Annotated in this window: 12 protein-coding genes and 1 pseudogene; 7 read left to right on the top strand and 6 right to left on the bottom strand. The window is 44.9% G+C overall.

What is annotated here, in order from left to right:
• Nucleotides 1-170: 170 nt before the first annotated feature.
• Nucleotides 171-1,007 carry an MBL fold metallo-hydrolase gene (locus tag IPM95_08690; GenBank protein MBK9329372.1) on the bottom strand — a complete coding sequence of 279 codons (837 nt, stop codon included), beginning with the start codon at nucleotides 1,005-1,007 and terminating at the stop codon, nucleotides 171-173.
• A gap of 96 nt (nucleotides 1,008-1,103) precedes the next feature.
• Between IPM95_08690 and IPM95_08695 the strand changes: the two genes are divergently transcribed.
• Nucleotides 1,104-1,976: a hypothetical protein gene (locus IPM95_08695; protein ID MBK9329373.1), complete on the top strand. Its 873-nt coding sequence runs from the start codon at nucleotides 1,104-1,106 to the stop codon at nucleotides 1,974-1,976.
• A gap of 26 nt (nucleotides 1,977-2,002) precedes the next feature.
• On the opposite strand, the gene IPM95_08700 is transcribed toward IPM95_08695, so the two are convergent.
• From IPM95_08700 to IPM95_08710, 3 genes are read right to left on the bottom strand one after another with little or no spacing between them, the layout of a single operon-like run.
• Nucleotides 2,003-2,344, bottom strand: a complete 342-nt coding sequence (locus IPM95_08700) for a TM2 domain-containing protein (protein ID MBK9329374.1) — start codon at nucleotides 2,342-2,344, stop codon at nucleotides 2,003-2,005.
• Nucleotides 2,319-2,633, bottom strand: coding sequence for a DUF2752 domain-containing protein (locus IPM95_08705; GenBank protein ID MBK9329375.1), 315 nt, complete (start codon nucleotides 2,631-2,633; stop codon nucleotides 2,319-2,321). Before IPM95_08705 ends, IPM95_08700 begins: the two co-directional genes overlap by 26 nt.
• A gap of 44 nt (nucleotides 2,634-2,677) precedes the next feature.
• Nucleotides 2,678-3,496 carry an NAD(P)-dependent oxidoreductase gene (locus tag IPM95_08710; protein ID MBK9329376.1) on the bottom strand — a complete coding sequence of 273 codons (819 nt, stop codon included), beginning with the start codon at nucleotides 3,494-3,496 and terminating at the stop codon, nucleotides 2,678-2,680.
• Between the two features lie 111 nt (nucleotides 3,497-3,607).
• Between IPM95_08710 and IPM95_08715 the strand changes: the two genes are divergently transcribed.
• The 6 genes and pseudogenes from IPM95_08715 to IPM95_08740 all read left to right on the top strand — a co-directional run bounded on the left by IPM95_08715 (nucleotide 3,608) and on the right by IPM95_08740 (nucleotide 11,490).
• Nucleotides 3,608-4,825: a DUF2236 domain-containing protein gene (locus IPM95_08715; GenBank protein MBK9329377.1), complete on the top strand. Its 1,218-nt coding sequence runs from the start codon at nucleotides 3,608-3,610 to the stop codon at nucleotides 4,823-4,825.
• 84 nt (nucleotides 4,826-4,909) lie between these two features.
• Nucleotides 4,910-6,183, top strand: a pseudogene (locus tag IPM95_08720) (thiolase family protein).
• Between the two features lie 104 nt (nucleotides 6,184-6,287).
• The gene (locus IPM95_08725; GenBank protein ID MBK9329378.1) at nucleotides 6,288-8,483 is read left to right on the top strand and encodes an enoyl-CoA hydratase/isomerase family protein; all 2,196 of its coding nucleotides are present in this window, start codon (nucleotides 6,288-6,290) and stop codon (nucleotides 8,481-8,483) included.
• Between the two features lie 224 nt (nucleotides 8,484-8,707).
• Nucleotides 8,708-9,517, top strand: a complete 810-nt coding sequence (locus IPM95_08730) for a hypothetical protein (GenBank protein MBK9329379.1) — start codon at nucleotides 8,708-8,710, stop codon at nucleotides 9,515-9,517.
• 132 nt (nucleotides 9,518-9,649) lie between these two features.
• On the top strand, nucleotides 9,650-9,982 hold the full coding sequence (locus tag IPM95_08735; GenBank protein MBK9329380.1) for a hypothetical protein: 333 nt from the start codon (nucleotides 9,650-9,652) through the stop codon (nucleotides 9,980-9,982).
• A gap of 86 nt (nucleotides 9,983-10,068) precedes the next feature.
• The gene (locus IPM95_08740; protein ID MBK9329381.1) at nucleotides 10,069-11,490 is read left to right on the top strand and encodes a DASS family sodium-coupled anion symporter; all 1,422 of its coding nucleotides are present in this window, start codon (nucleotides 10,069-10,071) and stop codon (nucleotides 11,488-11,490) included.
• Here IPM95_08740 and IPM95_08745 read toward each other — a convergent pair.
• A complete protein-coding gene (locus IPM95_08745; GenBank protein MBK9329382.1) occupies nucleotides 11,487-12,362 on the bottom strand; it encodes a carbon-nitrogen hydrolase in 876 nt (291 codons plus the stop codon). The genes IPM95_08740 and IPM95_08745 overlap by 4 nt on opposite strands.
• Before the next feature lie 40 nt (nucleotides 12,363-12,402).
• Nucleotides 12,403-13,449 (bottom strand): agmatine deiminase family protein, encoded by a 1,047-nt coding sequence (locus IPM95_08750; protein ID MBK9329383.1) that lies wholly within the window; start codon nucleotides 13,447-13,449, stop codon nucleotides 12,403-12,405.
• Between the last annotated feature and the right edge of the window lie 47 nt (nucleotides 13,450-13,496).

Here is a 13,496-nt window from a genome sequence, read left to right on the forward strand (position 1 = left end):
CTCCCCCCATCCCCCCCCAAAACACCTTTTTTTTGCTTCCCCCCCCCCCCCCCCCCCCCCCCCACTTTCGCACCCTTTCTAGTTTTTTTCGAAAAGAGCAACTTTTTTTTCCCGCGGGGGGGTTTCATTTATACTTGCTTGAAAATGCAGGTTTATTTTACAGAAAGGGCTTATTTATATATACGTTTCTTCCTCAAATCCCTGACCACACTGTGTACCATATTTTCGGCACAGAAGCTGCCAAGGGTGAGGTATTTGTTTACATAATTTTCTTTCATACCCATTAAAGCGAAAATCTGGCGGGCGTTGTGACCCTGATTGTAATACCGTTCCACCTCTCCGGCAAAATCTTCGAAGAATTGCAGTTTGTTTTTGAGGCGCTGCTGGCCGCCATGCGTTTTAGGATTGTGTGAACAGAACAAAGTATCAAAGTCGAGTGCTGCCAGTTTTTTCAGGGATTCTATTTGTGTAAGCAGGCTTTCGAAGGTGGCAAAATATTTTATCTTGTCCGCTACGTAAAGATCCCCGGAAAATAACCAGCCTTTATCCGGCTCAAAAAAACAATAATGATCATCGCAATGGCCCGGCGTGTATATAGGCTTTAGGATGTGATTTTCAGTCTTTACGACATCTGTTTCCAGTAAAGGTTTCAGGTGCGCACTGGCCACACTGCCGCTCAGCAGTTTGGACAGCGGAGAAATCTTCAACCCCTTTTTCAGAATGCGGACGGCTTCCGGATGGGCATAGGCATCGATATCCAGGGTATTCATCAGCATAGCCACATTGCCGCTGTGGTCTTCATGATGATGCGTTAAGATGATTTTCGTTATATCATGCTGCCTTGCCACCTTTAAGATGTTCTCCTTATTATGGCTTTGCGCGGTATCTATCAGTACATCATCCACTACAAAGGCATATACTGTCTGCACATTGCTGCCCAGGCGGTACACGCTGAAACGGTAATAATGTACTCCGTCAAACTCATAACTAAACTTCCGGACTGCCATACAACAAAAGTATTTTATACTACAACTAAAATTACTTTACCAAAGCAAACTATTATCTCGCAAAACATTTTTATATTGTTAAATAAAATACAGCAGATGAAGAAATATCTTATCGGAGGCGGCATATTGCTGGCACTGATCATCGGTATGACCGTTTTTATTACAAAGGCTTTGGTGCAGATGCAGATTGACAAAGCGGTACAGATTCACATAAAAGACAGGGTGCCGCTGGAAGCTCAGATAGACAGCACCATTTTAATAGCGCTGATGAATGACCTTCATACGCAGATAAAAGTGAATGATGAACTCAAAATCAGACTTGATGAAACGTTTGATGTTCCGCTGAAAATGAACCTGATGGTACCCTTGAATACCGAAATTTTTATGGACCAGATACTGGATTTAAAGTTCGACCTGCCGGTGGATATCAATCTGGACGAAACGGAAATGCCGCTGAAAAACCTTGTCATCCCCTTTGAAAAGAAATTAAAAATCGATGATTCGCTGGCAGTGGATTTCTCCATTCCGTTAGACACCAAAATCAGAACGAATTTCAAACACTTTTTCAATATCTCACTCCCTGTGAAAGCGCAGATTCCTGTAAAGGTAAATATCCCGATCAACCAGCCGCTTCAGGTGAAAGACACCCTTATACTGAGTATGCAGGATTACCATATCCCTTTAAAGACCATTATTCCGGTGGTGGCACATGTACCGATTAAACAAAAAGTAAAGATACAGGGCGAACTGATGGTGCCGGTGGATCAGAAAATAACTATCCCATTATCGAAAGTCATCTCTACGCCGGTATTGGAGCCGTTTACTGCTGATGTAAAAACGACGAATGATATCATAACCAGTTTCAAGTCGAAGCTGAAAGCTACTGCCGGCTTCAGTGCACCGTTAAGGGTGGTGCAGATGGATTCTTTACGAATAGAACCGAGTAAAGTCAAATTCAGTTTTAAATAAATCCACCTCGAGGGTGGATGATACCATTACACCAATTGCAGGCTTTCATTCGCCATCTGAATATTATATTCGTCCGCCAGTTGTTTGTGGTTGACGATATCCAGAATGGTGCCGACAAGACACAAACCGCCGGTAAAGAAATACAATATCCCCATTCCTATCTGACCAACCAGGAAGCGCTGGATGCCGGCAACGCCCACTAATCCGATACACGAAATCAGAAGTACCAGATCAGACTCTCTGCGCTTAGAACCGTAGACGGAAACGAAATTTCTTAACTTTTCCTCGGACAAACCGGCAGTAAGCTGATTCAGATGTGCCATCTCGATGGGCGTGACGGATTTAAAATGTAAGAATGGATTTCCCATAGTGTTGTTTTTTAGTGGTATTAAATAGTAGGAGTTGCAAGATTCTGTAAACAATCAGCAGCAGCGCAAAAGTTCCCAGCCAGTGGGTTTCGACCGATTTAATAATAGCTCCATGCAGCAGATAAGATATGGAATGCCCGATGCCGCATCCCGGACACCAGGAAATTCCCAGATATTGGAATACACATAACGAAAAATGAGCGTCAGCAGGATGAATCCTTGCAAGATATATCAAGGCTGTTATCCAAAAGAATAATTCGAAAGAAAAATATGATTTAATTTTTTTCATCTTTATCAAGAACTACCACCTCGGAGGTGTACCGACCCTCGAGGTCAAACAAAAAAATCAGGAGTCAGCGGTGCACCCTGTTTTACGGCATACGGTTCCAAATCTGTAATTCCCTCGCTGAATAAAACCTCATCGTCCATAAAAAAGTTCCCGGTCGTTGTCTTACCATCTCTCTTGAATATGGCATACGCCGCATCCGCGATGATATCCGGCTTACGGGAAGAATTGGCAACAGACTCACCACCGAGCAGATTCAACACAGCGGCAGTGGCTATCGTGGTGCGCGGCCATAAAGCGTTTACACCGATCTTACCTCTGTACTCACCTCCCAGACCCAATACCACCAGACTCATTCCGAACTTGGCAATCGAATAACCGGTATGCCCGGCGAACCATCGCTCCGTGATGGAAGTCAAGGGTGGCGACAACATGAGTATATGCGGATTTTCCGCTTTCAGCAAATGCGGAATGCACAATTTAGAACACAGGAACGTACCGCGTGTATTGATGTCCTGCATCAGGTCGTAGCGTTTCATATCCAATTGCGCAATCGGCGATAAGTTGATGGCAGAAGCGTTATTGACCAGGATGTCTATCCCGCCAAACGTGTCCACCGTTTGTTTTATCGCTGCAGCTACCTCCTCCTCATTACGGATATCACATTTAATGCCGAGCCCTTTGCCGCCTGCTTTCGTCATGTCTTCGGCTGCTGTATAAATCGTTCCGCCCAGTTTTGGATTTTCTTCGGTGCTTTTTGCAGCGATGACAATATTTGCACCTTCTTTCGCCAGGCGCATGCCTATTGCATGTCCAATACCTCGGGTGGCACCGGAAATAAAGACAGTTTTGTTTTTGAATGACATAAGTTGGATTTGTGAATTTAAAATCTGAGATTATTGATATGGTAAACTACTTGTTTACAAATGTAAATATTTAATTGATTTAAAGAACGTATTTTGTATGAAACAATTCAGATGCAGTTTCCTACCGCTGAATACCGGCAACGTTGTGATGAAGCCGCCGACAGGCTCGTAAAGCATATCTTTGAAACCTATGGTGATAAGGATGCCAGAAAACTGTACCTGCAGCTTATTCACACATTTTCACAAATCGATTACACGGCGCTACCTAAAGAGATAAGAGATTTTCACCAAACCAGTCAGGAAGACATATCCATCCTGCATCCTGAAAAAATAAATCTGGCGGCGGAGTATTTTCAGCAAAACGGCCATGCCATGTTTCTGATGCTCATAGCCAAATGCCTCCCCCAGTTATATTCCAGTTACAGAGGTACCAAAGTGTTGTACGAAACCGGCTACCTGGTAGGCAAAGATAACGATGCACTGGTGGCACGCAGGCTGATGGAAACCGCCCAATTCTTCATAGACATCATGAGCCGTGATTCCTTTCAGCCCGGAAAATACGGATTCTTTGCAGCCACCAAAGTACGCATCATACATGCCTATGTCCGCAAATTCATGTGGGACAAAGGCTGGAACTCGACATATGCCGCCGATTACGACCAGCCCGTCTGTCAGGAAGACATGACGGGTACCTTACTGGCATTCTCCGTCTGTAATATCGAAGGCATACAGAAAATGGGCTTGCTGATTTCTGACGAAGAGATGGATGCCGTGATATATACCTGGCACATCGCCGGGAAATTACTGGGCGTCGATGATGCATTCAACCCGGAATCATTTGAGGATGGCCAGTTGCTATTCCATCACCTGATTAACAAAGAAAAGAAATTGGGTGTTGAAAACAAGGCGCTGGTAGATGCCATCCTGAATTTCATGCGCAGCATTTTCACACCTTCCTTACTGAAAAATACGCCCTACAAAAATCAAAATAAACTGCCCGAAATTTTAGTCAGTTATTTTGTAGGAAGGGAGGTTGCCCCCTACATCGGCTTGAACTACCACACTGATACATATTACAGGCATGTCCTCAAAAGCATGGCTGTCATTTTACCCAATATCTTTATCCAGTCCCGAAAAACACGGGTAACGCAGGAAGCCGTGGTGGATGGCTCCGCCTATCTGGTGGCAGCTATCTTTAAATTCATCAAAGACCATTACCAGCTCGAATTCAGAATCCGCGAAGATATCCTGGAAGACTGGCATCTCGCAGCTTACCTGAAAAACTACGGATACAGGGAATCAACATCCGGAACCGTTGTTCACACATAACAAATCTCTTTAATTTATTGGTAACACTAAATTTACAATGCATGCATTGAATTTGACTATATTTGGTTTATAAATAATAAAGAAATGAAAAAAGTAGTTTTTATTGACGGTGTACGCACCCCTTTCTTAAAATCAGGTACGGATTATATGGATTTGATGTCCTACCAATTAGGTCAGTTTGCCATCAAAGGCTTATTAGACCGAACGGGAATCGATGTGAATGAAATCGACAGAGTGATATATGGCAACGTAATTTCCAACGTTCGCACGGAAAACGTGGCACGAGAAGCGGCGGTCACCGCAGGCATTCCGGTAAAGGCTCCGTGCAACACGGTGAAACAGGCGTGTATTTCTGCCAATCAGGCGATTTGCAATGCGGTAGACTCCATCCAGTTGGGAAGAGCGGATGTCATTGTTTCCGGTGGGACGGAAAACACTTCGGATACGCCTATCGGTTACACCAAAGAAATGCGCAAGAAATTATTTGCAGCGCAGAAATTAAGCACTCCGATGGAATATGCGAAATTCGCGATGACCCTACGTCCGACGGATTTCTTGCCGGACAGACCATCTGTTTCGGAATTCATCACCGGCAGAACGATGGGGCAGGATTGTGAAATCCTGGCACAAAAGTTCGGTGTTACCCGTGAAGAGCAGGATCAGCTCGCTGCAGCCTCTCACCAAAATGCAGCCAAAGCACAGGAAGCCGGTTTGTTATCAGATATCGTGCCGGTGCAGTTGCCGCCCAACTTCACGCCTATCGAAAAGATAACGGCGTGCGCGGTGATTCTACGGTAGAGAAAATGGCAAAACTGAAACCTGCATTTGATAAATATGTCGGAACCATTACCGCTGCCAACGCATCCTTCTTAACGGATGGCGCAACCGCGGTTTTACTGACATCTGAAGACAAAGCAAAAGAACTGGGTCTTACTCCAAAGGCAGAAATCGTAGATTACGCATTCACCGGCGGCGACTTGTACGAAGAGTTGCTGTTAGGACCTGCCTATTCCATTGCAGCTGTTCTTAAACAAACGGGCTTAACCATAGATGATATCGATGTATTCGAAATTCACGAAGCATTTGCCGGACAGGTGTTAGCCAACCTAAACGCCTTAAAATCCGCAGAATGGTGTAAAAAGCAACTGGGACTGGATAAGCCTGTAGGACAAATTCCACTAACTAAAATCAATCAATGGGGAGGTTCCCTATCCATCGGTCACCCATTCGGTGCTACCGGCGGAAGATTACTGACCATGGCAGCAAATCGCCTGCAAAAAGGAGGCGGTAAATATGCATTACTGGCAGCCTGTGCAGCCGGCGCACACGGTCATGCGATGATTATTAAAAAACCGTAAATCCCTAAAGGGACTTTAGTGTGTAAATATATTTATCATTCCTCTAAGTCGAACTAACTGTTAAGTGTTCTCCATTTAGGGAGTTAGAGGGTAAAACAGAAACAATGACAACATTAAAACGAGAAGACTATATCACCATCGAGAAAAACGCCAACGGCGTTTGCACCATTTGGATGGATCAGAAAAATGAAAAAATCAATAAAATCGGTCCCGATCTGATCGGTTTATTTGAGGAAGTTTTTTCAGAACTGGATAAGGATGATTCCATTAAGGCATTTGTCTTAACCAGCAAGAAAAAAGATTTCATCGCCGGCGCAGATATCGAAGCCTTCCAAAAAGTGGAAAAACCGGGCGACTGGAAACCGATTGCGCAAAAAGGACATGCGATATTAAATCAAATAGAGAAATCCAAAAAGCCGATTGTTGCGGCTATTCACGGCAACGCCTTGGGAGCAGGACTGGAAATTGCATTGGCCTGTCATGCACGCATCGCTTCCAATGACAAATCCACCAAGGTGGCTTTACCCGAAGTAAAACTGGGCTTATTGCCCGGCGGCGGCGGCACACAACGCCTGCCACGGCTAGTGGGATTGCAGGCTGCCCTGGACATGATGCTGACCGGAAAAAATGTATTTCCCTACCCCGCCCTGAAAATGGGATTGGTAGATAAGGTGGTACACGTATCTTCCCTGCAAAATGCCGCTCAGAAATTGGCGCTGGAACTGGAGAAAACTCCCATCAAACGCGAACGCAATGAGCTGAATCTGGATACGGTGAAAGCGGGTTTCCCTGCTTTGCAAAAAGCGCTGACCAATATCGTACTCGAAGCGCCACTGGTGAATAAGATCGTATTTGACCAGGCGAAAAAGATGGTGGATAAACAGGCACACGGCAACTATCCTGCTCCGTATAAAATTATGGAGTGTGTGGAGACAGGCTGGAATCAGGGACTGGAAAAAGGCTACGCTGCCGAAGTGGAAAAATTTGAAGAACTGATTTTATCTCCGGTTTCCCGCCAGTTGATCAATATCTTTTTTGCAATGACGGACAAAAAGAAAAATCCGTACGGCGAGGACAAGGTGAAACAGGTGAAACGCATGGGCATGATCGGCGCGGGCTTCATGGGCGCGGGCATCGCGGAAGTTTCCATGGACGATGATATCCATGTATTACTGAAGGACATCAACCAGGAAATGATTTCATCCGCATACAAAACCATTTATGGTGATTATGCAAAAAAGGTATCCAAAAAGGCAATGACAAAAATTGAGCTGGAAGAAAAAATGGCTTTATTGTCCGGCAGCTTGAACTATGAAGATTTAGACAATCAGGAAATCATCATCGAGGCGGTGTTTGAAGACTTGAAACTGAAACAGCGCATTCTGACAGACGTAGAAGCCAACGCAAAACCGAATACCATTTTTGCCACCAATACGTCCGCATTGCCGATTAAACACATCGCAGCTAATGCAAAAAATCCGGAACTGGTGATTGGTATGCACTATTTCTCTCCCGTGCCGAAGATGCCTTTACTGGAAATTGTAAAGACAGATAAGACCGCCGACTGGGTGATTGCCACCTGTTATGATGTAGGCGTGCGGCAAGGCAAAACGGTTATCGTGGTAGATGATGGTCCTGGATTTTACACCACACGTATTCTGGCTCCGCTGATGAACGAAGCGCAGCTGCTGCTCGATGAAGGTGGCGATATTATGCAGATAGATAAAGAGATGAATTTATTCGGCTTCCCGGTAGGGCCTATCACCCTGGCGGATGAAGTGGGTATCGATGTGGGCGCTCATATCATGAGCGGCGAGCTGATGCAGGATTTATTGAAGACAAGGCCAAAGTTTAAAATCAGTAAAACACTGTTAGAAATATCCAAAGCCGGCTACAAAGGCAGAAAGAATAAAAAAGGGTTTTACAAATACGATGAAAACGGCAAGAAGGTATCCGGGCAGGTAGATGCGAATATCTATTCATACTATGGCGGCAATGCCCGTAAAAAAGCAGATGCCAACGACATACACATGCGCTGTGCGATGGCGATGGTGAATGAAGCGGCCTTGTGCCTGCAGGAAAACATCATAGCCAACCCGCTGGACGGCGACATCGGCGCAATCTTCGGCCTGGGCTTCCCGCCTTTCCGTGGCGGCCCGTTCCGTTACATCGACTCCTTAGGTGCACAGAAAGTGGTGGATATCCTGAATGATTTGACCGTTCGATTCGGTGAACGCTTCGAGCCTGCACAAATCCTGGTGGATTATGCTAAAGCAGGTAAGAAGTTTTATGATAAATAGATTCCAAATGACGAAGAGGGTTTAAACCCTCTTTGTCATTTAATACTTCAACTGCGCAACTTCCTCTGCCAGAGACGCTGCTAGAAAAACAAAAAACATATACCTAATAACATATTACTGTCATTCAACCAAGTTTCTCCTCGTTCCACGTCGAAAGGACGCTTTTTTGATTTGAACATCATATCCCTATTCCTTATTTAAAGAATTGAGCGTACTTTTAGTTCATGAAACATACAGCATATGGCTTGCTTTACATATTGTGCGTTTTTATGATCGCCAGTTGTTCCAATAAAGAACATACATCATCTGCAACGGTCATTCTGCCAAACTGCGGGACAGACGGTGCACTGTCTACCTGTCTGACACCCAAATTTGATTCAGCCTATTACGTAGAACAAGGCGTGAAGTATTTTCTCACCATGCAATCCGATATTCCGAATAATGTAGTCCCCGAATATTCACCGCTTGTCATCCGATGGGAATGGCCGCCGTGGCTGCTGCTGACCGGACTCGGAAAAGATTTCTTAATCACTTCAGATATCCTGTTAAAGCTAAATCCAACGAAATACTATAAAATGGATTGCAAATACTTCGAAGAGCAGCCCTTCTGCCGTTGTCATGTCATCTTTGATTACAGCGGTGACAGTTGTCCGATTTATGAGGAATTCACGTTCAACGACCAGGGACAGATCACCTTTATTGAAGCCTGGTCTGATTTTGAAAGCAAACTGCCATCAAATATGAATGCCGGCACCGACAGCATCTGGAGTGAAGAGGAATATTGGGGAAGACAACCCATTGTCAACAGGCTTTCCACCAAAGTGCCCGGATTGGGGAATGCCACCGGAAAAATTGATATCGGTTCCGTCTGGATGGCAGATGCTGCTGCCATTGATATGGATGTGGCAGAATTGGTGAGGCGCCTAAACGATCCCATCAGAACCTATTTCCAGCAGTTAGCCACCCATCAAAATGAATTGGCACACGGCTGCGAAACACCCATTGGCGACCGCTATCCGTATTTTTTTCCTTAGTCTGAAGTGGGATGGCAGATAGTCATTTGTCTAAAAAGTACCAGCTACTGACCTTTTTTTATTACCCAAATCTTTACTTTTGGTATTTTATTTTTTAACTTCATATTAAATTAGAGTAAATTAATTGATAGTATGATGGAAATTGCTGCCTCTTACCCTGAATTGTTCCAAAAATGGAAAACCAGACAATTGTCTGAAGAAGCCATCAAAGAAGAACTTATCCAGTTTGGAGTGGAAGAATTTCATATTCCGGAAATAATGCATCATTACAAAAAGAAATGCTGTGAAGACAGGCAAACGACCGGTTTTGTCCTTACCGGCATCGGCTCATTTCTGGGCTTTATCAGTTGCCTGTTTACCATGCTGGATCTGGTGCCTGAACTTCGAAATTTCATGCTTTATGGACTGACCAGCATTGGACTAATCGTCCTATTTATCGGACTCTATCTGGTGTTTGAAGAGTAAAAAACTGAAATTAAATCTATATTCCTGTCCATTTATCACTGCCTAATCAGTAACTTGTTTTTCATTAGTCGTATAACGAAAACCGAATGAACAGGATGAAGATACTGACAGGCCCGCTCCTCTTTTTTATTGCCATACTCTATGCCGTTTTAGCCAATGCACCGATACCTGTTTGCGCAGTAATAGGCACGGCACTCTGGATGATTTACTGGTGGATTACCGAAACCGTATCTATGGCGGTTACCGCCCTGCTGCCTATGATACTCTTTCCCATTTTCGGCGTGATGGACGCCAAAGCGGTGGCTCCGGCGTATGGCAATTCCGTCGTCTACCTGTTCATGGGCGGTTTCATCCTGGCACTCGCGCTGGAAAAATGGAATCTTCATAAACGCATTGCACTTTTCATCATTCAAAAGACCGGAAGTACCGCCAAAGGATTACTGTTGGGCATCCTGCTCAGCACCGGATTTATCAGCATGTGGATCAGCAATACCGCCACCGCCGTCATGATGCTGCCCATCGCCACGTCCCTGCTGGCTGTTTTGGAATCACACCATGAAAAACAAGTGCACGACAACCTGACCAAGTCCTTGCTGCTCGGTATCGCCTATGCCTCTAATATCGGCGGGATGGCTACGCTGATTGGCACACCGCCGAATGTCGTCTTTGCTGCATACATGTCCGAACATCACCACCAGACCATCGGCTTTGGAAGGTGGATGCTGATGGCTACACCCTTATCATTACTGTTGTTATTGTTTGTGTGGTATCTGATGGCCTATGTTTTATTTCCTTTGGGAAAGCAACGCTATAACAGCCTGCAGCAAAACATTAGTCAGCAGTTAAATACTTTGGGAAATATAAAGGGAGGAGAACGCAAAGTCCTCATTGTCTTTACAGCAACCTGCCTGAGCTGGATATCGAGAGAATATGTTCTGAAAATATTTCCGGGACTCATCATCAGCGATACTACAATTGCGCTCGCATCAGCAATTGCATTGTTTCTGTTGTCTGCCGATGATGATAAACGAATACTGGATTGGAAAGATACCCAAAAACTTCCCTGGGGAATTTTACTCCTGTTCGGAGGTGGTTTATGCCTGGCAGATGGATTGGAAAAACAGGGACTCATACAACTCATCAGTCAGCTGTTTGACGGGTTGGGCGGCAACCTCTTTCTAACGATTCTGATTTTGGCAACACTGAGTGTTGTGATGACGGAATTTTTATCCAATGTTGCACAGGTGACCATCTTACTACCGGTGATGACTGGCATTGCCAAAGGCTTTGGACTGCCACCCTATTATCTGATTATTCCAATGACACTGGCGGCAAGCTGCGGGTTTATGCTTCCGATGGGAACACCTCCGAATGCGATTGTTTTTTCTACGGGAGAACTGAAAATCAAAGACATGATGCGAACCGGCATCTGGATTAATATCGCCTCCATTATCGTTATTACCGTCTTTTGCTATCTGCTGATGCCGGTGTTATTCAGTAATAATTAGTCAACAAATCGTTTCAGAATATCAGAATAAGCATCTATCCTTCTGTCGCGCAAGAACGGCCAGATCCGACGGACATCCTCCGTTCGTTGTTTATCAATTTCAACGACGGCATTGATTTCATTTTCGGCAGACGCCACGAACAACAATTCTCCCTGCGGTCCGGCTACGAAACTTTGCCCCCAAAACTGAATACCATTGGTCACACCCGTCCAGTCAGGCTCCGTGCCTACTCTGTTCACCGTTACTACCGGCAATCCGTTGGCAACGGCATGGCCGCGCTGCACGGTCTGCCAGGCATTGTGCTGACGTTCTTTTTCCTCCGGTACGTCCGTGCTTTCCCATCCAATGGCTGTCGGATAGATTAGAATTTCGGCACCGTTCAGAGCCATCAGGCGGGCAGCTTCCGGGTACCATTGGTCCCAGCAAACGAGGACGCCTAATTTTCCAACAGAAGTTTGTATCGGTTTAAATCCGAGATCGCCCGGGGTGAAATAAAATTTTTCGTAATATGCCGGATCATCCGGGATATGCATTTTGCGGTATTTTCCCGCGACACTTCCATCTTTTTCAAAAACAACGGATGTGTTGTGGTATAGACCTGGTGCTCTTTTTTCAAACAAGGAGGTAACCAGCACCACCCCATTTTCCTTCGCTGCAGCGGAAAAGAGCTGAGTCGTTTCTCCCGGAATCGGTTCCGCGAAATTGAACATCTCCGTTTCTTCCGCCTGGCAAAAATAAATGCCGCAATGCAGTTCCTGCAGCACCACCAGTTCAGCACCCTGCGCCTTGCATTCTTCTATACCTTTAATGCTTTTTGCAATGTTGGCAGCTTTATCGGATGTGTTGGATTGTTGAACGATACCTACTTTCATGCTAACTGATTTATTGATGGAAACAATCTATTCAATGAAGCTATTGTTTCTTTAAAGTTTGAAAATTAATACTGCCCTTGGGATACTGCATGGTGATGCAATGCAGCGAACCATGCTGCAATATCAACGCACTGCAGTCCACTCCTATCACTTTTTTGCTGGGAAATGCTTTTTGCAACTGCTCAACAGCTGAAGCATCCTGTGAAACATTATAGATTGGAATCAACACCACTTCATTCAGGATGAGAAAATTAGCATAGGTTGCGGGTAACCTTCGATGGTCATCCGGTGCATAAATGGCATCAGGCATTGGAAGCGGAATCAACCGATAGGGTTTGTTTTCCGCAGATTTAAATTGCTGTAATTCCTCTTCCATCATTTTCAATGAAGTATAATGTACTTCATTTTTGTCTGTACACTGAACATACGCAATGGTATTCGCATCGCAGAAACGGGCAATGGTATCAATGTGCGCATCGGTATCATCGCCCAGCAGATGGCCGTTTTCCAGCCACAACACCTTCTTCAGCCCAAACAGTGAGATTAATCTATCTTCTATCTGCTGTCTGCTGAAATGCGGATTCCTGTTGGGTGACAATAAACAATTGGATGTGGTCAGCAAGGTTCCGGCTCCGTCGCTTTCTATACTGCCGCCTTCCAGTACCAAATCCGGTATATGGAATTTCGAAGCATGGTACACTCCTTTGTCCCAAAGCTGTTTGGTAATCAGATTATCTTTGTCCGCGGCAAATTTCAGTCCCCACCCGTTGAACATGAAATCTTCTATTATAAAACCATCCGGAGATTCAACGGTGATGGCACCATAATCGCGTGCCCATGTATCGTTGATGGGAATTTCCAACAGATAAATATTTGAACTGTCCACAGCAGACAAGTGCGTTCTTACTTCCAGCATATCATCACTGACGATAATCAAAGGCTGGTAAGAAGCAATCACTTTTATGACATGGACATAACAGGGGATAACTTCATCCCAGTAATCCGACCAGTCGGACCGCCTGCTCGGAAAAGCAATCTGTATGACATCCTGCGGCTCCCACTCTGCCGGTAATCGTCGTTGTAACATGCTGCAAAAATAAACCTTTGCCATAGATAATCTATCTTTTGTAAAAC

This window comes from Sphingobacteriales bacterium (genome assembly GCA_016719635.1).
GTDB lineage: Bacteria > Bacteroidota > Bacteroidia > Chitinophagales > JADIYW01 > JADJSS01.